This window comes from Dactylosporangium sp. NPDC005572 (assembly GCF_040605515.1).
GTDB lineage: Bacteria > Actinomycetota > Actinomycetes > Mycobacteriales > Micromonosporaceae > Dactylosporangium.
The window spans coordinates 1-22,530 of sequence record NZ_JBEXCY010000049.1 but is presented as its reverse complement, the minus strand read 5'-3'; the positions used below and the strand labels follow the sequence as shown (position 1 = coordinate 22,530).

Genomic DNA, 22,530 nt, shown 5'->3' with positions numbered 1-22,530 from the left:
CACGTGGGGTGGGTCAGGCGTACGTCTCGAACTCGGCGACCTTCGGCGTGCCGGTCGCGCTCGTGATCTCGAACGTCACCTTCTTCATCGAGGTGCGGGTGAACGTGATGACGCCCGCGCCGGTGCCCGAGGCCAGGACGGCTCCGGTGTCGCCGTTGAGGACGCGCCAGTTGCGGATGACGCCCGTCGAGCCCGACGCCTCACGGATGTTGATCCGCGAGATCGCGGTGGCGGAGCCCCACTTGATCGAGATGGTTCCGGTGGTACCGCTGGGAGACCAGAACGTGCTCATGTCGCCGTCACGGACGTCGCCGTAGCTGGTGCCGCTGGCCTTGCTGGAGCCGTCCGAACCGGCGCCGATGCTGAGGTTGGTGCCGCCCTGGGTCGGGCCCGGGGTCGTCGGGCCGGGGGTCGTCGGACCCGGCGTGGTCGGGCCGGGGGTCGTCGGGCCCGGGGTCGTCGGACCGGCCGTCGGGCTGGTCGGCGTGCAGCTGCCGTTCGACACCTGCAGGCCCTTGTTGGCGCCGGCCGTCGCGGTGACGACGCTCGGCACGCAGGAGGCGCTGTCGAGGGTGAACGAGTACGGGATGCTGACGCTGGTGTTCGACGTCGGGTTCGGGCCGGCCGGGTTGTTCTCGGAGCCCGGGCTCGACCAGGTCACGGTGTCGAAGATGTTGCCGCTGACCTGCCAGTAGCCGGCCTCGCTGGTGTAGAACGTGCCGATGACGTCCTTGGAGCTCTTGAAGTAGTTGTTGTCGATGCGGGCCCGCGCGCCGGCCCGGGAGTTGATGCCCGACTCGTTGAGCTGCACGTAGTAGTTGTTGTAGATGTGCGCGATGCCGCCGCGCAGCAGCGGGGTGCGGGAGTCGATGTTCTGGTACGAGTTGTGGTGGAACGTGATGTAGCTGTTCCCGGTGTCGGTCTCGCTGGACCCGATGAGCCCACCACGGCCGGAGTTGCGCAGGGTGCTGTAGGACAGCGTCACGTACTGCACGTCGTCCTTCAGGTCGAACAGGCCGTCGTAGCCCGCCGACTCGCCGCCCGACGCCTCGAGCGAGACGTGGTCGACCCAGACGTTGCGCACGGTGCTCTCCATGCCGATGGCGTCGCCGCCGTTGGACGTGGGCGAGCCCGACTTCTTGACGTTCTTGACCGTCACGTTCTGGATGATGATGTTGCTCGAGTCGCGGATGTGGATGCCCAGCTGGTCGAACACCGCGCCGTTGCCGACGCCGATGATCGTGACGTTGCTGATCTCCTTGAGCTCGATCTTGTCGGCGGCGGTGTTGCAGCTGTCGCCCGAGACCTTGGTCGTGTTGCCGTGGTTGATCGTGCCTTCGACCTGGATGATGATCGGGGTGCTGCTGCTGGCCCGGTTGCACAGGGCGGCGTGGATCGCCGTCCCGGTGGTGGCCTTGACCGTCTGCCCGCCGGCGCCGCCGGTCGTCCCGCCGTTCTGGGTCGCGTAGCCGGTGACGCCGCCGGTCGCGGCCGATGCGTCGGGGATCGCCAGGACCACACCGACCGTGGTCCCGACGGCGGTGGCGGCCGCGGCCAACGCCACCTGCAGTCGCCGTGCGACTGGTCGTCTCATCTCGTCTCACCTTCGTCGTCGCGTGCTGGGCGTGTGCTTTGGGTCGCGCCGGGGCGGCAGCGTGATCCGCGGCGGGGCCGGACTGACGTTGGCGGCGTCATCCGGCGCTCGGAAAGCGCTTGCCGGGGAAAGCGCTTTCCTGTGGTCGCCTGATCGCGAGGATAGGGTGACGTCGATCGCTAGGGCAAGGTCCTGCCCGGATTACGGCGAAATGCCACAGGCTTGTTTTCAGACTGTTTTCAGCCGTAGACGACGGTCACGCGCAGCAGCGTGAGGGAGAACCGGCTGCCGCGCGACGGCACGCCCGGACGGGCTGCGCGCGATTGGCTTGACCACTTGGCCTCTCGTCAGTACGGTCACGGCATGCGACTCGCCCGACTCGGCCCGCTCGGCGCCGAACGCCCCGTCGTGTTCGCCGCCGACGGGACCGCCCACGACCTCACGCCGCTCACCGCCGACCTCGACGGCGCGTTCCTCGCCGCGGACGGGATCGCGCGCACCCGCGCCGCGCTCGACGCCGGGGAGCTGCCCGCGGTCGACCCCGCCGGCCTGCGGGTCGGCGCGCCGGTCACCGGTATCGGCAAGGTGGTGTGCATCGGCCTGAACTATGCCCGGCACGCCGCCGAGTCCGGTGCCACGCCGCCGGCCGAGCCGGTCGTGTTCATGAAGGGCGCCGACACGGTCGTCGGGCCGGACGACACGGTGCTCATCCCGCGCAAGAGCGTGAAGACCGACTACGAGGTCGAGTTGGCGGTGGTCGTCGGCCGCAAGGCCCGCTACCTGGACAGCCCGGCCGACTCGGCCGCGCACATCGCCGGCTACGCGATCAGCAACGACGTGTCGGAGCGCGAGTTCCAGCTCGAGCGCGGCGGCCAGTGGGACAAGGGCAAGAACTGCGAGACCTTCAACCCGCTGGGCCCCTGGCTGGTCCCCGCGGACGGCCTCACGGTGCCCGACCTGCGCCTGCGCTCGTGGGTCAACGGCGAGCCCCGCCAGGACGAGCGGGCCGCCGACATGATCTTCGACGTGCCGTACCTGATCTGGTACCTCAGCCAGTTCATGGTCCTGCACCCCGGCGACGTCGTGAACACGGGCACCCCGGCGGGCGTGGCGATGGGCCTGCCCGGCCTGCCGTACCTGCGCACCGGCGACGTGGTCGAACTGGAGATCACCGGCCTGGGCCACCAGCGCCAGACCTTCGCCTGACGCCGACGGTCACAGCCGGCGTCACACCAGGCCGCTCTTGTAGGCGAGCACGACGAGCTGGGCCCGGTCGCGGGCGCCGAGCTTGGTCATGGCGCGCTGGACGTGGGTGCGCACTGTGAGCACGCTGAGGTGCAGCTCGCCGGCGATCTCGTCGTTGGACCGGCCGTCGGCGGCGAGCCTCGTGACCTCCAGCTCGCGGTTGGTCAGGTCCGCGATGCCCGGCACGGTGGGCGGCGGGGCGGGCGGCCCCGGCGGCGGGGTGGCGAGGAACTGGGCGATGAGGGCCTTGGTCGCGCCCGGGGACAGCAAGCTCTCGCCGGCGGCGACGGTGCGGATGGCGGCGAGCAGGTCGTCGGTGGTGACGTACTTGCCGAGGAAGCCGCTGGCGCCCGCGCGCAGGGCCCGGGCGACGTGCTCGTCGTTCTCGAACGTGGTGAGGATGAGCACCCGGGTGCCGGCCAGGGCGGGGTCGGCGCAGATGGTCTCGGTGGCGGCCAGGCCGTCGGTGCCGGGCATCCGCACGTCCATCACGACGACGTCGGGGCGGTGCACCCGGGCGAGCTCGACGGCCTGCGCGCCGTCGGCGGCCTCGGCGACGACCTCCAGGTCGGCGCACGAGTCGATCAGCATCCGGAAGGTGCCCCGCAGGAGCGCCTGGTCGTCGGCGAGGAGGACGCGGATCGTCACGGCGTCACCCGCAGCGGGAGGGCGCTCACGACCTCGAAGCCGGTGCCGCCGGCGCTGACCCGCAGGTCGCCGCCGACCGCGTGGGCCCGCTCGCGCATCCCGACGATGCCGAAGCCGTCGGTGCCGCCGGAGCCGCGGCCGCCGTCGGTGGCGTTGGCGACCGTGATGACGAGGGTACTGCCGCTGTACCGCAGCCGCAGCGAGGCGGCCGCCGGCGTCGCGTACTTGGTGGCGTTGGTCAGGGCCTCCTGGATGATCCGGTAGGCGGTCAGGTCCACGCCCGGCGGCAGGTCCCGCGGCTCGCCCTCGATCTCGAGGTCGACGCTCAGCCCGGCCGACCCGCACATCTCCAGCAGGTCCGGGAGCCGGGCCAGCCCCGGCGCGGGTTCGAGGGGGTCCGCGCCGGGGTCACCGGCGCCGCGCAGGACGCCGACCGTGTCGCGCAGCTCGAGCATGACCGAGGAGGTGGTGATCTTCAGGTCGGCGAGGAGCTTCCGGGTGAGCGCCGGGTCGGCGTCGAGCAGGTGGGCCGCGGTGCCGGCCTGGGCGTTGGCCACGGCCATGTGGTGGGCGACGACGTCGTGCAGCTCGCGGGCGATGCGCATGCGCTCCTCCGTGACCCGCAGCCGGGCCTCCTCCTCGCGGGTCCGCTCGGCGTGCTCCGCCCGGGCGCGGACCGTGTCGAGGTACGCGTGGCGGAGCCGGGACCGGCTGCCCAGGGACAGCGGCAGCAGCAGCCACAGCGCCGGCCCGACGACGCGGAGCGCCACCGTCGCGTCGAGGTCGGTGACCCCGACGGCGGCGCCGACGACCAGCGCGGTCGTGACGCCGCCCCAGACCCTGGCCGTCCGCGTGGTGGCCGAGGCGGCCAGCCGGTACAGCGCGACCATCACCGGGCCCAGGAGCAACGGGGTGAGCAGGTAGCCGAGGCCGCCCAGCACGACGGCGCAGGTGGCGGTCACGACGACCGTGGCCCGCGGGTGTTCCCGCGCCTTGAGCAGGGCCAGGCAGGACAGCCCGGACAGCACGTCGGCGATCCAGATGGCCGGCGGGCGGCCCTCGTCCGGACCGACCAGGTGCGCCCCGAGGACCGCACCGGCGAACAGCGCGACCGCGACGACGGCGTCGGCGAGCCGCGGATGCCGCTCGGCATACTCCAGGCTGACCATCCCCGTGCTCCTGTCGTTCACCGCGTGCCGGCGTCCAGTATCGCCCGCGGCGGCTGCTCCTCGAAGGTGCGGCCCTCGACGTCGACCTGCGGGAGGAGGCGGTCGAGGCGGCCCGGCAGCCACCAGGCCCGGTGCCCGAGGAGCGCGAGGGCGGCCGGGACGATGGCCATGCGGACGACGAACGCATCGAGGAGCACCGCGGTGGCCAGGCTGAGACCGATCATCTTGATGAACTGGTCCTGCTCGCTGATGAACCCGCCGAAGACCGCCATCATGATCAGCGCCGCCGCCGCCACGACCCGGGTGCTGTGCCGGAACCCGGTCTCGATCGCCTGGCGCGGCGGTGCGCCGTGGACGTACGCCTCCCGCATCCGCGAGACCAGGAACACCTCGTAGTCCATGGCCAGTCCGAACACGATCCCGACCAGGAAGATCGGCACCGCGCTCATGATCGGCCCGGTCTGCGCGACGCCGAGCAGGTCCGCGCCGTACCCCCGCTGGAACACGAGGACCAGCACGCCCAGCGCGGCCAGCACCGACAGCAGGAACCCCAGCGCCGCCTTGACCGGGACCAGGATCGACCGGAACACGACCAGCAGCACCAGCACGGCGAGCCCGACCACGGTGGCCAGGTAGGGCAGCAGCGCGCCCTGGATCTTGCCGGCCATGTCGATGTTGACCGCGGTGGTGCCGCTGACCTGGAACGTCGCGCCGGTGCCGGCGGTCAGCCCGAGCCGCGCCGCCCGCAGGTCGCGGACCAGGTCCATGGTCGCCTCGTCGGTGGGGCTGGTCGACGGGACGGCGTCGAAGATCGCGGTGTCCCCGGCGTCGTTGAAGATCGGTGGCGACACCGACACCACCCCGGCCGTCCCGGCCACCCGGCCGGCGATCGCGGTGACCGCCGCCTGCGGGTCGGCCGCGCCCCGGGCGTCGACCACGACCATCAGCGGACCGTTGAAGCCCGGCCCGAACGCCCTGGCGAGCGCGTCGTAGGCGCGGCGCTGCGTGGTCGAGGTCGGCCGGGCCTCGTCGCCCGGCATGCCCAGCTGGAGGCCGAGGGCGGGCACCGCCAGCGCCCCGAGCAGCACCACGCCCAGGGTGAGAACGGCGACCGGGCGGCGCAGCACGAACCGGGCCCACCGCGCGCCGCCGTTGCGCTCCGCGCCGGTCCTGGCGGTTGTCCTTGCACGGGCGAGCACCTTGTCGGGCACGAAGCCGAGGATCGCCGGCACCAGGGTGAGCGCGACGAGCACCGCCACGACGACCGCCGCGACGGCGGTCAGGCCCATCTTCGTCAGCATCGGGATGCCGACCACGGCCAGGCCGGCCAGCGCGATCATCACGGTCAGGCCGGCGAAGGCGACCGCCGAGCCGGCGGTGCTGACCGCCAGGGACACGGCGTCGGCCGCGGACCGGCCGCGGGCCCGCTCCTCGCGGTAGCGGGAGACCACGAACAGGGCATAGTCGATCCCCACGGCGAGACCCAGCATGAGCGCCAGCGTGCCGGTGGTCGCGGACAGGCCGAGCGCGTCGCTGAGCGCGAGGATCGACAGCATGGTCACCGCGACCCCGAGCAGCGCGGTCAGCAGCGACAGTCCCGCGGCGACCAGCGACCCGAGGGTGACCACCAGGACCAGCGCGGCCAGCGCGACGGCGATGAGCTCCGCGGTACCGCCGGGACCGCCGCCGCCGCCCTCCAGCGCGCTGCCGCCGGCCTCGACCGTCAGCCCGGCCTTCCGGGCGGCGTCGGCCGCCGCGGCGATCTCGTCGCGGCTGGCGTCGGTGACCCCGGCGGCCGTGACGGTGTAGGAGACGCCGGCGTAGGCCGCCGAGCCGTCGCCGCTGACCGCGCCACCCTCGAACGGGTCGGCCACCATCGCCACCTGCCCGCCGCCGGCCAGCTGCCGGACGGCCGCCTCGACCGCCGCCTTGTACGGCTCCGACGTCACCCGCTCGCCGGCGGGGGCGACGAACACCACGGTCGCCCCGCCGGCGTCCGCGGTGATTCCCGGGAACCGCTCCCGCAGCACGTCGAAGGCCTGCTGCGACTCGACGCCCGGGATCGAGAAGTCGTCGTCGGGGACCGCCGGCGCCGACAGCCCGGCCACGATCACGCCGGCCAGGACCACCAGCCAGGCGAGGACCACCGGGCCTCGGCGCCTGAAACATGCCCGGCCGAGCCGGGCCAACATCCCTGCCACAGGGGCGTCTCCATTCTGACTTCCGGAGACACCACCATCCCGCCCGGGGCCGGCCCGCGTCGTCGTGCGCGTGCGGGCTTCCGGCTACCCAATCCGCACCATGTGGTGGTGCGGCGCTACTGCTCCTGCATGAGCGCCGCACCACCGTCCGGTCACTGCTTGCGGAAGGTTTGGGCCAGGGAGCCGTTGCAGTCCCACAGCTGCAGGCGGGCGCCGTTGGCCGTGGAGCCGTTCGGGGAGTCCAGGCAGCGGCCCGACTGCGGGTTGCGCAGCGTGCCGTCCGGCTGCGGGACCCACTGCTGGGCGCCGCCGCCGTTGCAGTCCCAGAGCTGGATGAGCGTGCCGTTCGCGGTACCGTTGCCGGTCGCGTCCAGGCACCGGTTCAGGGTGCGCAGGCCGAAGCCGTCCCAGGTCCAGTGCTGGTCGACCGCGAACGTCTGGCAGTCCCACATCTGTACCGCGGCGCCGTTGCCGCCGGTGTCGTCGGCGGCGACGTCGACGCACTTGCCGCCGGGGCCGTTGACGAACGTCGCGCCGGGCGAGCCGCCGCCGAGGCGGAAGGTCTGCGCGCCCGAGCCGTTGCAGTCGTACAGCTGCAGCCGCGCGCCGTTGGCCGTGGAGCCGCTCGGCGAGTCGGCGCACCGGTTCGACTGCGGGTTGCGCAGCGAGCCGTCGGCCTGGGCCACCCACTGCTGGGCGCCGCCGCCGTTGCAGTCCCACAGCTGCAGGAGGGTGCCGTTCGCGGTACCGTTGCCGGTCGCGTCCAGGCACCGGCCCAACGTCTCCAGGGCCGAGCCGTTCCAGCTCCAGCGCTGGTCGACCGCGTGGATCTGGCAGTCCCACAGCTGCACCGCGGCGCCGTTGCCGCCCGTGTCGTCGGCGGCGACGTCCACGCACTTGCCGCCGGGGCCGTTGACGTTGCGGCCGGGCGGCGGGCCGGTCGTGTTGAGCCGCTTCGAGGCGATGATGATGCCCTGGTTCGCGGCGCGGACCCGGTTCCCGTCGAACTTGAGCACCTGCCGGTCGTAGGTCCAGAGGCCGTTGACCTCGCCCTCGACGTCGAACGGCTGGGTGTAGACGAGCGCGCCCACGCCCTTGGCGTACATGAGGTTCGCGGCCTGGTTGATGAGGCTGACGTACCGGTCCGTCATCGACGTCGAGTCGCCGTGCATCTCGTAGGCGCCGAAGCCGCCGTTCGGGCTGTACTCGTGGCCGGGTGTGCGCACGCCGAGCCCGCCGTACTCGCCGAGCACGCCGGCGCGGGTGGCCGACGGCAGCGGGTTGTCCGGGCCGACGTACATGTGCCAGTCCATGATGTCGCCGTTGCCGGGGTCGCCGTGCGAGTTGCAGCAGTTGTAGCCGCTGTGCGGGTTTACCAGCCGGGTCGGGTCCTGGTTCTTGACGTTCTGCGCGACGCGGGTGGTGTCGGCGAGGTTCCACTCGCCCCAGCCCTCGTTGAACGGCACGTACACCACGACCGCCGGTGAGAACCGGTGCTCGTCGACGATCTCGCGGACCTCGCTCTCCCACTGGGTGTGGGATGCGGCGGTACCGGGGGCCTCGCCCATGCTCGGCATGTCCTGCCACACCAGCAGACCGAGCCGGTCGGCGTGGTAGTACCAGCGCGGCGGCTCGACCTTGATGTGCTTGCGGACCATGTTGAAGCCCAGGTCCTTGATCTTCTGCAGGTCGCTCGCCAGGGCGGCGTCGGTCGGCGCGGTGTACAGCCCGTCGGGCCAGAAGCCCTGGTCCAGCACGCCGTTCTGGAGCACGAACTGCCCGTTCAGCGTGGGCACCCGGCGGCCGTTGACGACGGCGGTGCCGACCTCGCGCATGCCGAAGTAGTGCATGGTCTGGTCCACGGTCACGCCGGCCGCGTTGCGCAGGGAAATGCGCAGGTTGTACAGGAACGGGTCGTCGGGCGACCAGCGGCGCGCGTTCGGCACGGGGACGCTGAAGTCCGCGAAGCCGCCGGTGGCGGTGCCGACGACGGTCGAGCCGTCGAGAACCTCGGCGAACACGGTGTACCCCGTGACGTCGCCGCGGGTGAAGACCCGGGTCCGCAGGGTGTTGTTCGCCAGGTTCGGGTAGTAGTCGGTGCTGTAGATGGAGGACGTCGGCGTCGGCTCCATCCAGACGGTCTGCCAGATGCCCGACGACGGGGTGTACATGATGCCGCCCGGGTTGCGGACCTGCTTGCCGCGGGCGATGTTCAGCCCGGGCGTGTCCGTCGGGTCGTAGGCGCGCACGATGAGCTCGTTGGTGCCGCCGTTGAGCTGCGGCGTGACGTCGAACTCGAACCGGTCGTAGCCGCCGGTGTGCGTGCCGACCTGCACGCCGTTGACCCACACCGTGGCCTGGTAGTCGACGGCGCCGAAGTGCAGCTGCACGCGGCGGCCGGCCCAGCCGGCGGGGACGGTGAAGGTGCGGCGGTAGAACAGGTAGAGGCGGTTGTCGTTCGCCGGCCGCTTGATGCCGGACAGTGCCGACTCGACCGGGAACGGGACGTTGACCCGCTCCGGCAGGGTCTGGCCGAAGACCGGGCTGTCGTTGGTGGCGGACTGGCGCAGCTGCCATTCGCCGTTGAGGTTCATCCAGTCCGGCCGCACCATCTGCGGGCGCGGGTAGTCGGGCAGCGGGGTGCCGTTGAGGGCCTGGCTGGTCCACGGGGTCGTCAGCGGTGACGGCTGGGCCGGGGCGGCGGCGGCCGGGGGCGCGGCGGCGATGGCGGCCGCCGCCACGCCGGTGACGGCGGCGAGGACGAGTCGCAGGAGATGTCGGGGCATGCGGTCTCCTTGGCAGTGGAGTGCGAAGGGGACCCGGCCGGGGCGGCCTCATCGTAAGACGACACCAGACATCAACGGAATAGCTAACTATCGAACATTTTCAAACACAGCACCATGCCGAGGTCGACCGGTGCGTCGGCCGGCTCGGGGTTGCGCTGCGCCGTGGTGAGGTGGCCGGCCACCAGGCGGTGCACGCCCTCGCTGTCGCCGGCCTCGATCAGGGCGAGGATCCGGCCGTGCTCCTCCCCCGCGGCTCGTCGTTGCCTCAGCGGTACCCCGGTGGTCTCCCGGATCCGGGTCGCCCAGTCCTGCTCGTGCACGGACCAGAGCGCCTCCAGGGCGCCGGCGAGCACGATGAGCGGCTCGTTGCCGCACAGCCGGACGAGGGCCTCGTGGAAGCGGCGGGACACGGCGACGACCTCGACCAGGTCCTCGATGCTGTCGAGGTAGGCCTGGTGCAGCTCGCGCAGCTCCGGCACCACGGCACGGGCCCGGTCGCGGCGGCTCGCGCAGAGCGCGGCGCAGGCCGGCTCGACGTGGCGCAGGGCCACCGCGACGTCGCCGATCGCGACCTGCTGGGACGCGAGCACCAGCCCCAGGTTGTAGGCGAGGCCCGCCGGGGACGGCCGGTGCACGATGGCACCGCCCAGCCGCCCCCGGCGGACCGTGATGAGCCCCTCGGCCTCCAGAATGCGCATCGCCTCGCGGAACGTGGGCATGCTCACGGGGTACCGCCGGATCAGCTCCTCCGCCGCCGGCAACAGGTCGCCGTCGGCGAAGTCGCCGCGGATGATCCGCGCGCGGATGTGGTCGGCCACCTGCTCGGCGAGCCGATGGACGCGCACCTGGGGCTCCACGGCGTTCACCCTAGTAAGCGTCCGGGTCGTCCTGCACGGCGGACGGAACGGGGTGGCGGTACACGCGGGCGGCGTTCTCCCACGTCATCTTCCGGATGTCCGCCTCCGGCAGGCCGCCGATCTCCTCGTCGATGACCTTCTGGGTGTACGGCCAGGTCGAGTCGCAGTGCGGGTAGTCCTGCTCCAGGAAGATGTGGTCGACCCCGATGACGTCGCGCAGGGCGAACGACGACGGGTCCTCGACGGCACAGAAGTAGAAGTTGCGCAGCAGCACCTCGGCCGGGGTCAGCTCGATGCCCTTCCAGGTGCCGTACATGGCGTGGTAGCTGAGCATGTGGTTGAGCCGGTCGACCAGGCCCGGCACCCAGCCGATGCCGCCCTCCGACAGCACGATCTTGATGTCGGGGAACCGCACCGGGATCCGCGAGTACAGCCAGTCGACCGCGGAGAACATCGAGTACCCGAAGAACAGCACGCCCACGACGTCCGGCGGGGCGTCCTCCGCCGTCGACGGGCTCGTGCCCGACGATCCGATGTGGAGGTTGATGACGGTGCCGGTCTCCGCGCACGCCCGCATGATCGGGTCCCAGTGCCCGGTGTGCAGCGACGGCAGCCCGAGCATGTGCGGCGCCTCGGAGAACGTCACCGCCTTGAAGCCCCGCTCGGCGTTGCGGTAGATCTCCTGGGCGCCGACCTCGGGATCGAGGAAGTACGGCAGCTGGCACGGGATCATCCGGTCCGGATACGCGCCGGACCACGCCTCCAGGTTCCAGTCGTTCCAGGCCCGCGTGGCGGCGAGGGCCAGCTCGGCGTCCTGTGTGGACAGCTGGAGGCGCTGGCCGGCGAACCCGGGCAGGAACGACGGGAAGCACAGCGAGGCGTACACGCCGCTGAGGTCCATGTCCTTGATCCGCTCGTGGATGTCCCACGAGCCGCGGCGCATGTCGTCGAAGCGGCAGGGCTCCATGCCATACTCGTCGACGGGCCGCCCGACGACGGCGTTGAAGCCCACGTTCGGGAACTCCTTGCCGTCGTACACCCAGACGTGGCTGCCGTCCTTCTCGATCACGCGCGGCGTCTGGTCCTTGTACTTCGCCGGCATCCGACCCTCGAAGGCGTCGGGCGGCTCGACGATGTGGTCGTCGACGGAGATGAACGTGTACTTGCGCTCCTGCCGCGGCGGGTCGGGCAGGAACGTCACCTTGCCTCGGTCGGCGGTGGTGAAGGCGGTATTCTTGAGCAGTTCGTCGATGGATGCCATGTGGGGTGTCCTTACTTCAGTACGTCTGGTTCACGCTTGATGAGGGCGCGGACGGCGCCGGCCCAGAACACGTCCGAGCCGCGTTCGAGCAGCGAGCGCTTCATGCCGTGCCGGATGCCGGGCGAGATGGCCAGGGGGTCGCGGCCCAGCAGCATGACGTCGTAGGCGAGGCGGCAGGCCCGGTCGATGCTCGCGGACCGGTAGGTCGCCTCCTGGATGGTCGGCGCGGTGACGATGATGCCGTGGCTGGCCAGGATGACGACGGACTTGTCGCCGATCTGTTCGGCGAGGTCCCGCCCGAGCTCGGCGTCGTCGACCTCGCCGGAGTACTCGTGCACGAAGGCCAGGTCCCCGTCGAACATCGACCCGGTCTGGTGCACGATCTCCGGCAGGATGCCGACCGCGGCCAGCACGGTCACGTAGTAGGGATGGTTGTGCACGACGACCCGCGCGTCGGGTCGCCTTCTGTGCAGCTCCGTGTGGATGTGGAACGCCGGGGTGACGTCCCAGCGCCCGTCGACCAGTTGTCCGTCGCGGTCGACGACGCAGAGGTCGGAGGCGCTGACCTCCTCCCACCAGAGGCCCCAGGGGTTGATCCACATGGCGCCGCTCTCATCTTTGATCTGGGTGATGTGGCCGGCGATGTTCTCGCTGAAGCCGCCGTGGGCAAGGATTCGGAACGCGCAGGCGAGGGCCTGGCGGTCGTCGAGCTCCACCCCGATCGGCGGCGTGATCCGGGGCGCCCAGACGGCGGTCCCCCCTTGTCGCAGTGTCTCGGTCGTGCTCACGCTCCACCTCCATGAGGTCCCCCGTGAATCACCTTATGTTTTAGAAGATTAAGTCCAGCGGCGCCGAGAATCAAGCAAACGCTTGGTAGAACTTCGGGCCTGGTTGAGTTCGGCGCAACCACTGCGGGCAGCGCACGGACAGATGGCCCGGAGCGCACACGGGACGGCCGGGACCGCCGCGGCGCACGGCACCCCGGGCCGCTCAGCGGTCGTGGACGGCGTCGTGCGCGCCGGTCCCGGTCATGACGACCGCCACCGTGCCCGGCTCCGGCCGGCTCCCGGTTGCCTCCGGGTCACTGCGGTCCGGTGGTCGCCCGGTACGTGCGCAGCGCCTCGTCGCCCAGCTCGGCGAACGCCCGCTCGACCGCCTCGGCCGCGGCGAGGGTCGGCGGCGCCGCGGCGGACGCTCCGGCCGCGGCGACGTAGCAGTAGACGGTGCACGGATCCGGCCGGCCGGGCCAGTCGACGTCATCGGTCACGTCGATGCGCCGGTACCACGGCTGCGACTCGTCGGTGCGCTCCAGGACGTCGGAGATGACCGGGAACACGACGCCGTTGCACTCGGCGCCCGGCGCGCGGGTCAGGCCGAGGCGGGTGGGCGTGGCGGGGTCGCCGGTGGCCACGGTCCAGTCGCGGACCCAGCCGCGCAGGGTGGCCTGGACCGGTACGGCCGGGCCCAGCGCAACGCCGGCCGAGGACTCCAGGACGGCCGGGTCGACCGCTTCGTCGTACACGAACAGGTAGATGTCCCGGTTGCCGTCGAAGTTGGGCCAGCCGTCCCACCGGTGCGGCGGCGTGTGCGGGTCGACCTCGATGGACTGGAAGTGGCCCAGGAGCAGGTCGCGGCTGAGCTCGTAGGAACGATGGCTCACGAACGTCGTGCCGGTCACGGTGTACGTCCCGGACGCGACGATGGCGATGGTCACCCGCCGCTTGTTGGCCGGCCGCCCCTGCAGGTCGATGTCCGGAAGGTCGAACACCTCGCGGGCCGAGCGCGTCCGGGCGCCCTTCGCGGCGAGCGGCACTCGCACCGTGAACGGCTCGGCCGGCGGCGACAGCTCGAACTCGCGGGCGTCGACCCGCTGTTCGCCGGCCAGGATCTGCAGCGGCACATGGTCGAGGCTCGCGGGACTGCCGGTGGAGCGGATCAGGGCGAGCACCTTGAAGGTGATGGACACCAGCGGGACGTTGGTCCCGTTGTAGCACCGCAGCGCCAGGATCGCCCCGGCACCCGCCTGGTCCTGCAGCGAGACCGTCGGCCGCCACACCAGCGGGTCGTGCAGGAACAGCTTGAAGGCGAACGACCCGAGCAGGAAGATCGGCACCAGCACGGCCAGGAACGACAGCCCCGCGGCTACGGCGTAATACAGCGGCGACTGGCCGTCCTTGGCGATGAGCCCGCCCGGGTTCACGATCTCCGCCCACACCAGCCGCATGGCGTGCCGCACGGTCGGACGATCCCGATCCAGGAAGTGCAGCGCCACGGCGAGCGCCACCACCAGCACGGCCAGCGTCAGCACGCACGCTGTGATGATGGTCCGCAGGCGCAGCCGGCTGATCCGCAACGCCAGCGGGTACTTGATGATCGGATGCCTCGCAACGCCTCGCCGCCGCATCGCCTCATAGTATTGACGATCACCAAATCCTGGAGACGGCCGGACGTCGGACGGGTTCCGGCTGCTCGCGCTGTCAGGACAGGACGGCGCCGCCGGCCACGTCCACGATCACGCCGGTGATCCAGGACGACTCGTCCGAGGCCAGGAACAGTGCCGCCCGCGCCACGTCCGCCGGGGTGCCCAGGCGGCGCAGCGGGTGGGCCTCGGCCATCGACCGCTGCACCTCCGGCGGGATCCACTGCCGGTTGGTCTCGGTCAGGATCGTCTCCGGCGCCAGGCAGTTCGCCCGGATGCCGAACGGGCCGGCCTGCGCCGCCAGGTCCTGGGTGAACAGCTGTACGCCCGCCTTCGCCGCCGCGTACGCCACGATCGTCCGGTCGCTCGGCTTGCGGCCCGCGGCCGAGGACAGCGTGATGATGGCGCCGCTGCGCTGGGCCTTCATGAGCGGCAGGAACGTCTTCACGGTCAGGAACGTGCCGGTCAGGTTGCGGTCGACGTCCGCGCGCCAGCTCTCCTCCGTGATGTCCTCGATCGGCGCGGGGCGGCTCGTCGTGCTGCCGGCGTTCGCGACCAGGATGTCGAGGCGGCCGTGGCGGGCCAGGATCTCCTCGCGCATGCGGGCGAGGTCGGCGGCGACGGTGACGTCGCCGGTGACGACCGCGGCGGCGCCGGTGCGGGCCTGGACCTCGGCGAGGGCGGCCGTGTCCCGGCCGTGGAGGACGACCTGGGCGCCGGCCGCGGCGAAGGTCGTTGCGATGGCCGCGCCGATGCCGCGGGAGCTGCCGGTGACCAGGGCCACCTTGCCGTTGAGTGTCATGCCGCCGATGCTCGCCGGTCCCGGGTGGCAACGGCGTCCGTCCCAGGGCGGCATCCGCCGTACGCCCCGTTACGTAGCGGCGAGGCGGAGCGCGTCGAGGACCGGGGCCGGGGCGCCGGCCGCCTCGGCCGCCCGCACCGCGCTCCAGCCGTGGCTGTCCGCCGCGAGGGGGTCGACGCCGGCCGCTCGCAGGCGCCGGATGAGGGCGACGTCGCCGATGCGGTGGGCGACGTGCAGCAGCGACTGGCGCTGCACGCCGCGGACGCCGCGGGGGTCGACGCCGGCGTCGAGCAGCCGGTGCACCTCGGCGGCGTCGCCGTGGGCGGCCGCGAGGAACATGTGGTGGGCGACCGCCCGGAGCTGCCGCGGCAGCGTCCCGGTCCGGGCCGCCCAGGCGTCCAGCACCGCGAGGCAGCCGGTCGCACGCCCGCCCAGGGCAAGCAGGGTGCGTTCGCGGTGCAGGTCGTCCGGGGTGTGGCTCAGCGCTTGCAGCTGCCCGGCCCGCCATCCGACGTAGTGGCGGGCGACGCACTGCACATGGACGCGGTCGGGCACCGGCACGCCCGGCGCGGGAGCGTACGGCTCGTCCGGGCCGTCCGGGAACATCGCGGCGCGGACCAGCGGATGCAGGGCCGTCGCCGGCAGGTGCCCGGCCCGCAGCGGTTCGAAGAACCACGGGAGACCGTGGGCACTCGCCGGTACCACGGGAAGGCGCTCGGCCTGCCGCCGCTCGGCCACCCGCAGTACCGGCTTCGCGTCCGGGGCCAGGGTGAGCGTCAGGACCAGCTCGGGCGCGTGCCACAGCCGGGTCACCACGACGGTGCCCGGCTCGGTGCCGCCGCCGAGCAGGTCCCGGGCGGCCGGCACGACCACGCTCATCCGCAGGTACGGGCGGGGTGCCCCACGAACGGCGTACGCGGCGTCGACCTCCGGGGCGACCTCGATGCCGGCCGCGCGCCAGCCCTCGAACAGGTCGCCGAGGCGCAGGTGGTCCTCCCACTCCGCGCAGGCGGCCCGGTCGTCCGGCGGCGGGGCCGCCCGCGGCAGGTCCGCGCGGTCCACGGGGCGGCCGTCGCGGTGGAAGTGCGGGACCCGGTCGCCGCCGCCCAGCCGCTGCCGCAGCCGGTCGGCGTGCCGGACGTCCCACAGGTGCCGGCTGGTGTCCCATCGGCCGATCACCGGCCGCCGGTCCACCGCCAGCACCAGCCGCGGCGGGCCGTGCCGGTCGAAGCGGTCGAGGATGACGAGGTCCTGCCCGGTGGCGGGGTCGCGCGCCAGGAGCAACGGCGGCCGCGCGCCGTGGTTGAACGTGAGGTCTGCGCCGAGCAGGTGCCACCGGATCAGGTCCGGCACCAGGTGCCGCAGGTCGTCGAGCATCCCGGGCTCGGCGGCGGTCACGGTCGCGTCGACCTCGATGCCGGCCGCCGCGCACGCACCCCGCCAGTCGCCCGCCAGCCGGCGCTGCGTCGCGGCACGCACGGCGGCCGCCGGAAGGTCGTACCGCCGTAGCACGGGCGCGCTTCTGGCCACCGTTCTCCCCTGGGCGAGACGTCGAATGGCGGGCGGCCGGATTCGAACCGGCGTCCTCGGGAATCGCAGTCCCGGCGCGACGACCTCTGCGCTACACCCGCCGCGCAAGATGGTAGCGGCGCCCGTCAGCCGCGGGCGGCGCCGATGCCCAGCAGGACCGCGATGCCCAGCGCGCTGCGTGGGGAGTACGGCTGGCGCCACAGGCCGCCGTGGGCGGCGGCGTGCGCCTCGTCCTGCCACGGGTGGTCGTGGGCCGGGCGGTCCTGGTGCAGGTCGTGGACGAGCAGGGCGGCCATCAGGACGTTCGAGGTCGCCGGTTCGAAGATCTCGATGCCGAAGCGGTGGGCGCCCGCGTAGGCCGCCGCGAGCAGGCGGTTCTTCAGGACGCTGCGGGTGCGGGTCGCCGGGGCCACGGTGAAGGAGACCGGGACGCCCGCCGCGCGGGCCTCGGCGGCCCGCCAGCGCTGCAGGCGCTTGGCCAGGGCGTAGTTCGGGCCCTGCTGCGGTACCAGGCTGTCGTTGATCCCCGGGTAGATGCCCGGCGGGTAGTTGCGGGTCAGCAGGCGGCCGCCGCTCGCCAGGCGCAGCGGGCGGCGGAGGCGGCCGATGCCGGTCGCCGTGCGGTAGCGCTCGGTGGACTCGTCGACCGCGTCGGCCGGGACCGCGAACACGTCCGTGGGGGTGGCCAGGAACGCGAGGGCCAGATCGGGGCGGCGCTCGCGGAGCCACTGGGTGAGCGCGTCGACCGCCATGGCGACGCGGACGTTCACGGCGCCGTCGGCGTAGACGTAGTTGCCCAGCACCAGCCGGCCCTCGACGCCGGCCAGCCAGTGGGCGACCCGGCCCAGGTCGTGCAGGAGGTCGGCGCCGGGCTCGTCGCCCGACACCGGCAGCACCAGGCGGCCGGCCGACTGCGTCGCGAGGTCGGTGAGGCGCTGCCAGATCGGCGGGCGGGGCAGGTCGACGGCGACCACCTCGGCGCCCCAGCGCAGCAGGGCGCGCAGCGGGCCCATCTCGGCGCCGGCGCCGAGGACCGCGACGCGGTGGCCCTCGAGGCGCAGCCAGCCGGGGTTGGCGGCGACGGTCCGCACCGCGTCGGCGCAGGAGGACTCGATGACGCCGGCCGCGACCCAGGTGTCGAGCTGGCGGAGAAGGTCGTCGCCTTCGAGACGGCGGCCACGGTACGGCAGGATCAGCGTGGCCTGCGCCGCACCCTGGCCCTCGACGACGCGCGTGGTGAGCGGCTCACCGACCGGCTCGAACGCGGCCGCCAGCCCGTGCTCCGCGGTGCCGTCGGAGAAGCGCATCCGCTCGTGCAGCGACGCCAGCCCGGCGCCGGCAATGGCCAGGGCCCCGTCGCGGGACGGCAGGCCGGCCTCGACGAGCCGCCGGAAATGCAGCAGGTAGTCGTGCCGCCAGTTGGTGGCCGACTCGGCCGCCCGAGCACCGATCGGGTCGACGGCCCGCAGCGCGTCGGCGACCACCCCGCGGCCCAGCGCCGACGTGCTCGGCTTCCCGTCGACGCTGGGGATGACCACTCCGGAGGGCTGCGCTGCTGACATGGTCAGTCAGTCTGCCACCCGACTCAGCCGACCACCGGCCAGCCCGCGGCGTCGTACGCGAGCCGGTTGATCCCGAGCAGCGCGGTGCCGTTGTCGGCGTAGTAGTGGTACACGAGCAGGTCACCGTCGGTGTCCGCCAGGACCGCCTGGTGGCCGGGCCCGTGGATCGCGCCGTGGCCGGCCAGGATCTCGGTCCCGCCGCCGGCGGTCATCGCCACGCCGCTGCGGTCCGTGTACGGGCCGGTGACGCTCGACGAGCGGCCGACCATGACGCGGTACGTACTGGCGGCGCCGCGGCAGCAGTAGTCGAAGGAGACGTAGAGGTAGTACCAGGCGCCGCGCTTGACGATCACCGGTGCCTCGATCGGGCCGCCGCCCCGGCCGGCGAGCGACCGGATCGTGGTGTCGGCCCGCTTGCCGGTGGCGGGGTCGAGCTGGACCAGCTTGATGCCGGACCAGAACGAGCCGAACGTGAGCCACCAGCGCCCCTGGTCGTCGACGACGAGGCCGGGGTCGATGGCGTTGAAGGTGTCGCTCGTGCGGGACTCGATGACCAGGCCCTGGTTGGTCCAGCTGCCGGACGCGCCGGTCGGGCTGGTGGCGAGGAAGATGGCCGAGCGGTTCGAGCCGAACGTCGAGGCGGAGTAGTAGAGGACGTACCGCCTGTCACGGTACGAGATGTCGGGCGCCCACAGGGTGCGGCTGCCGCCGGTGTACGCGGTGGTCCACGGCACGCCGCCGGGGAACACGGTGCCGGCACCGCGGAACGCGACCCGGTCGGTCGAGGTCTTGATCGCCAGGTTGTCGCCGGTGTGGACGAGCAGGTAGCTCCCGCCCGGCGTCCTGATCATGCTGGGGTCGTGGACCCGGGTGCTCCCGGTGACCGTGCCCGGGTTCGGGTACGTGGCGGCCTCGGCGTCGATCGCGGTGACCGCCACGAGGGTCAGGGCCGCCGCGGCAGCCATCACCAGCCTGCGTCTCATGCCGGAGAGTGAGCGCTAACATTGCGACGGTTGTCAATGCCCGGACGATGACGACGCTCGATGCCTATGAAACTTCCACCACGGTCTTCAGGCCCTCGCGGGCGGTCGCGGCGGCGAACGCCTCGGCCGTGCGCTCGAGTGGGTAGCGGGCCGTGACCAGGGACTCGACGTCGATCGCGCGGCTCGCGGCGAGGGCGGTCGTCCTGGGGTACATCTCCCGCATCCGGCGCACGAGCAGGAGCGTGAGGCCCTTGCGCCGGGCCAGGGAGGCCGGGAACGAGGTGCGGTCGTCGTCGGGGATGCCGGCCAGGACCACCTTGCCGCCGGGCCGGCAGGCGCGCATCGCGCTCTCCACGGCGGCGTCGGTGCCCGCGATCTCGAACGCGACGTCGGCGACACTGTCGATCTCGGAGTCGGGCGCCGCCGAGGCCGGGAACGCCGCGGACGCCGCGGGCGCGTAGACGGCGTCCGCGCCCGCGGCCAGCGCCGCCGCGCGGCGGTGCGCCCGGGGCTCCACGGCGACCACCCGGGCGGCGCCGGCGACCCTCGCGAGCTGGATGGTCAGCAGCCCGATCGGCCCGCACCCGACCACGGCGACGGTGGCACCGACCCGCAGGTGCGCGAGGTCGAGCCCGTGCAGGGCGACGCCGAGCGGTTCGAGCACCGCTCCCCCGGCGTCGCTGACCGTGTCCGGCAGCGGGTGCAGCAGGTGCTCCGGCCAGGCGATGACCTCGCGCAGCCCGCCGTCGGTGCTCCCGTGCCCGGCGAAGCGCAGGTTCCGGCAGAGGTTCGGGTGGCCGCCGAGGCAGAACTCGCAGGCCCGGCAGGCGACGGCCGGGTCGATCGCCACCCGCTGCCCGGCCCGCGGCCCGTCGAGCACGACCCCGGCCATCTCGTGGCCCAGGGCCAGGGGCCGGTCGAGCACGGCGTCGCCGATACCGCCCTCGCCGAACCAGTGCAGGTCCGACCCGCACAGCCCGACCGCGGTCACGCGCACGAGGCACTCCCCCGGCCCGGCGACCGGCGCCTCCTCCTCGACGATCCGGACGTCCCCGATCCCGAACAGCCGCGCCGCCTTCATACCGATCACGCTACTAGGCTGGCGGGATGGTGACGGCGCGGCCGGCGGCCGGGGGCGGCCGGTGGGTGGAGATCTCGCCCGAGCGGCTGCGCGGGTGGCTCGACGGTTTCTACGGGCGGCACGACGGGGCCGAGGAGGACGGGCTCACGCTCACCGGCGCGAGCAACGGCGACACGGCCGCCGTCCACCCGCCGCCCGGCCTGGAGGCGGTCACCGACCTCGACGGGCTGCTGGCCGGGCTGCCCACGCCGCCCGCCATCGGGCTCCTGCTCGCCCGCAAGGGGGCGGCCGGCGTGGCGGTCGTCGACGGGACCACCGTCCGGCTGTCCAAGGTGGAGCGCTTCCACGTGCACGGGCGGACCGCGGCGGGTGGGTGGTCGCAGCAGCGGTACGCCCGCCGCCGGGACAACCAGAGCGACGCCGTCGCCGCCAGGACGGCTGACATCGCGGCGCGCGTGCTGCTCCCCCACGCGGACGAGCTGGCCGCGCTGGTGTGCGGCGGCGACCGGGGTATGGTCGACGCCGTGCTCGCCGACCGCCGCCTCGCCCCGCTCGCCGCCAAGCGGCACCCGCACCTGCTGGAGGTCGCCGAGCCCCGCCTCGCCGTGCTGGAGGAGGCGGCGGTCACCGCCCGCAAGGTGCGGATCCACCTCGTGCCATGACGACCCACGAGCGCGAGATCACCGAGCCGGTCGACCTGTGCCTCCCGGGCGGCCGCCTCAACCCGGCCGCCGTCGGCTGGACCCGCCGCCCCCTGCACCGGACCGGCCTGCGCGGCTGGGGCCGGGCGAAGCGCTGGGAGTACTGGGGCATCGTCACGCCCGGCCACGTCATCGGCCTGGTCGCGTCGTCCCTGGACTACGCGGGCGTCCACGGCGTCTACGTCCTGGACCGGGCGACCGGTCAGGAGACCGTCCGCGACGCGGTGGTCCCGTTCGCCCGCGGCGCGACCCTGGGCGCCTTCGGCTCCGCGCACGTCCGCGGCGGCGGCCTGTCGATCGACATCGATGGCTCCTCGATCCGGGCGACGGCTCCGGGGGTCGAGGTGGATGTGACAGTACCGCTGCCGCCCGGCCACGAGTCGCTCGGTGTGGTCGTGCCGTGGAGCACGCGGCGCTTCCAGTACACGGTGAAGGACCTGGGCCGCCCCGCCCACGGGACCCTCCGCCTCGGCTCCGCCGAGCACACCGTCGACGGCTTCGCCGTCCTGGACCACGGGCGCGGCAAGTGGCCGTACTCGATCCGCTGGAACTGGGCGGCCGGCTGCGCGCCCGGCCGCGCGATCCAGCTGGGCGGCAAGTGGACCGACGGCACCGGCTCCACCGAGAACGCCGTCTTCGTCGACGGCCGCCTGCACAAGCTGGGCGCCGACCTGACCTGGACGTACGACCGCCGCGACTGGCTGCGGCCCTGGCGCATCACCGGCGCCGGCGTGGACGTCACGTTCCACCCGTTCCACGAGCGGGTGGCCCGCACCAACCTGCTGGTCGTGGCGAACGAGACCCACCAGTGCTTCGGCCACTTCACCGGCTGGGCCGCGCTGGACGACGGTTCGCGGGTCGACCTGGACGGCCTGACCGGCTGGGCCGAGGAGGCCTACAACCGCTGGTAGCGCCGGTCAGTCGTCGCCGAACGTGGCGAGCCGTGCGAGCACCAGTTCGCAGAGCGCGTCGCGGTACGCGGCCGGGAGATCCTCGTGCGCCTGCAGGGTCCGGGCCGGATCGGTGGCGGTGATCAGGACGTAGACCCAGTAGTGGCTGCGGTCGCCGGACGTCATCACCGACGTGGACAGCGAGTTCTGGTCGCCGACCACCCCCGGCGGCAGGCGGAGCAGGCCGCCGGCCAGGCTCGCCATGCGCCGCTGGGCCTCGACGGCGCCGGTGGCGGTCCGGAGGTTGAAGACGCCCACGTTGATGACGTAGTCGTCGTTGCGGGGGTCGCGGTAGACGGCGCGGAGCTGCTGGCCGCAGCCGTGGGTGGTGAGGAGCGCGAGCGCCGGGCCGCTGGCGGCGTCGGCGCAGTTCGTGCTGCTGTCGACGGCGCGCCGCTCGGCGTCGTACGTGCCCCCGGACGGGAACCGGTTTCCGGTCGTCGAGACGAGCTGGTTGAAGCTCGGCAGCAGGATGTCGTCGGCCCTGAGCAGCGCCTGGTCGAACCCGCCGTCGCCCTTGCCGGCCCGGTCGACGGCGAACGGGACGCCGATGGCGGCGGCGACCACCACGGCCGCGGCGACCGCGAGCAGCACGACCCGCCGCCGCTTGCGCCGCACGCCGGGCGCCGGCGGGGCCGCTGCGGCCGGCTGCGCCGGCGGGGTCCAGGGGTCGGCCGGCGGCGCGCTCGGCGCCGCGCCCCACCCCGACAACGTCGACGAGGACGAGGACGAACCGGCGGG

The 22,530-nt window shown here is 73.1% G+C and carries 18 protein-coding genes and 1 tRNA gene; 3 read left to right on the top strand and 16 right to left on the bottom strand.

Annotation, left to right across the window (positions count from 1 at the left end):
• Positions 1–13: 13 nt before the first annotated feature.
• Complete coding sequence (locus tag ABZS66_RS23770; protein ID WP_354761058.1) at positions 14–1,594, bottom strand: pectate lyase; 1,581 nt, start codon at positions 1,592–1,594, stop codon at positions 14–16.
• Between the two features lie 363 nt (positions 1,595–1,957).
• On the opposite strand from ABZS66_RS23770, the gene ABZS66_RS23765 reads away from it, so the two are divergent.
• The gene (locus tag ABZS66_RS23765) at positions 1,958–2,800 is read left to right on the top strand and encodes a fumarylacetoacetate hydrolase family protein (RefSeq protein ID WP_354761056.1); all 843 of its coding nucleotides are present in this window, start codon (positions 1,958–1,960) and stop codon (positions 2,798–2,800) included.
• A gap of 21 nt (positions 2,801–2,821) precedes the next feature.
• Here the strand turns inward: ABZS66_RS23765 and ABZS66_RS23760 are convergent, their stop codons facing one another.
• The 14 genes from ABZS66_RS23760 to ABZS66_RS23695 form a co-directional block, all read right to left on the bottom strand.
• Entirely contained in the window at positions 2,822–3,487 is a 666-nt protein-coding gene (locus ABZS66_RS23760; RefSeq protein ID WP_354761054.1) for a response regulator transcription factor, read from the bottom strand.
• Positions 3,484–4,656, bottom strand: a complete 1,173-nt coding sequence (locus tag ABZS66_RS23755) for a histidine kinase (protein ID WP_354761052.1) — start codon at positions 4,654–4,656, stop codon at positions 3,484–3,486. The genes ABZS66_RS23760 and ABZS66_RS23755 overlap by 4 nt, the downstream gene beginning before the upstream one ends.
• Before the next feature lie 17 nt (positions 4,657–4,673).
• On the bottom strand, positions 4,674–6,803 hold the full coding sequence (locus ABZS66_RS23750) for an MMPL family transporter (RefSeq protein ID WP_354761050.1): 2,130 nt from the start codon (positions 6,801–6,803) through the stop codon (positions 4,674–4,676).
• A 206-nt stretch (positions 6,804–7,009) separates the two neighbouring features.
• A complete protein-coding gene (locus ABZS66_RS23745) occupies positions 7,010–9,643 on the bottom strand; it encodes a ricin-type beta-trefoil lectin domain protein (protein ID WP_354761048.1) in 2,634 nt (877 codons plus the stop codon).
• 83 nt (positions 9,644–9,726) lie between these two features.
• Complete coding sequence (locus ABZS66_RS23740; protein WP_354761046.1) at positions 9,727–10,509, bottom strand: FCD domain-containing protein; 783 nt, start codon at positions 10,507–10,509, stop codon at positions 9,727–9,729.
• A 1-nt stretch (position 10,510) separates the two neighbouring features.
• A complete protein-coding gene (locus tag ABZS66_RS23735; protein ID WP_354761044.1) occupies positions 10,511–11,761 on the bottom strand; it encodes an amidohydrolase family protein in 1,251 nt (416 codons plus the stop codon).
• A gap of 11 nt (positions 11,762–11,772) precedes the next feature.
• Complete coding sequence (locus ABZS66_RS23730; RefSeq protein ID WP_354761042.1) at positions 11,773–12,549, bottom strand: class II aldolase/adducin family protein; 777 nt, start codon at positions 12,547–12,549, stop codon at positions 11,773–11,775.
• Positions 12,550–12,842: 293 nt separating this feature from the next.
• Positions 12,843–14,165, bottom strand: coding sequence for a hypothetical protein (locus ABZS66_RS23725; RefSeq protein WP_354761040.1), 1,323 nt, complete (start codon positions 14,163–14,165; stop codon positions 12,843–12,845).
• Between the two features lie 73 nt (positions 14,166–14,238).
• Positions 14,239–14,982 carry an SDR family NAD(P)-dependent oxidoreductase gene (locus ABZS66_RS23720; RefSeq protein WP_354761038.1) on the bottom strand — a complete coding sequence of 248 codons (744 nt, stop codon included), beginning with the start codon at positions 14,980–14,982 and terminating at the stop codon, positions 14,239–14,241.
• Between the two features lie 69 nt (positions 14,983–15,051).
• Positions 15,052–16,512 carry a hypothetical protein gene (locus ABZS66_RS23715; protein WP_354761036.1) on the bottom strand — a complete coding sequence of 487 codons (1,461 nt, stop codon included), beginning with the start codon at positions 16,510–16,512 and terminating at the stop codon, positions 15,052–15,054.
• 27 nt (positions 16,513–16,539) lie between these two features.
• Positions 16,540–16,613, bottom strand: a tRNA-Arg gene (locus ABZS66_RS23710).
• A 24-nt stretch (positions 16,614–16,637) separates the two neighbouring features.
• Positions 16,638–18,074: a hypothetical protein gene (locus tag ABZS66_RS23705; RefSeq protein ID WP_354761034.1), complete on the bottom strand. Its 1,437-nt coding sequence runs from the start codon at positions 18,072–18,074 to the stop codon at positions 16,638–16,640.
• A 23-nt stretch (positions 18,075–18,097) separates the two neighbouring features.
• Positions 18,098–19,057, bottom strand: coding sequence for an arabinan endo-1,5-alpha-L-arabinosidase (locus tag ABZS66_RS23700; protein WP_354761032.1), 960 nt, complete (start codon positions 19,055–19,057; stop codon positions 18,098–18,100).
• A 64-nt stretch (positions 19,058–19,121) separates the two neighbouring features.
• A complete protein-coding gene (locus tag ABZS66_RS23695) occupies positions 19,122–20,138 on the bottom strand; it encodes an alcohol dehydrogenase catalytic domain-containing protein (RefSeq protein WP_354761129.1) in 1,017 nt (338 codons plus the stop codon).
• Between the two features lie 26 nt (positions 20,139–20,164).
• On the opposite strand from ABZS66_RS23695, the gene ABZS66_RS23690 reads away from it, so the two are divergent.
• Together ABZS66_RS23690 and ABZS66_RS23685 are read left to right on the top strand one after the other, a co-directional pair.
• Positions 20,165–20,800 (top strand): acVLRF1 family peptidyl-tRNA hydrolase, encoded by a 636-nt coding sequence (locus ABZS66_RS23690; RefSeq protein ID WP_354761030.1) that lies wholly within the window; start codon positions 20,165–20,167, stop codon positions 20,798–20,800.
• Positions 20,797–21,750 carry a DUF2804 domain-containing protein gene (locus ABZS66_RS23685; protein WP_354761028.1) on the top strand — a complete coding sequence of 318 codons (954 nt, stop codon included), beginning with the start codon at positions 20,797–20,799 and terminating at the stop codon, positions 21,748–21,750. Before ABZS66_RS23690 ends, ABZS66_RS23685 begins: the two co-directional genes overlap by 4 nt.
• Positions 21,751–21,756: 6 nt before the next feature.
• Here ABZS66_RS23685 and ABZS66_RS23680 read toward each other — a convergent pair.
• Positions 21,757–22,530: hypothetical protein (locus ABZS66_RS23680; protein WP_354761026.1), on the bottom strand; the 774-nt coding region annotated here is incomplete at its 5' end.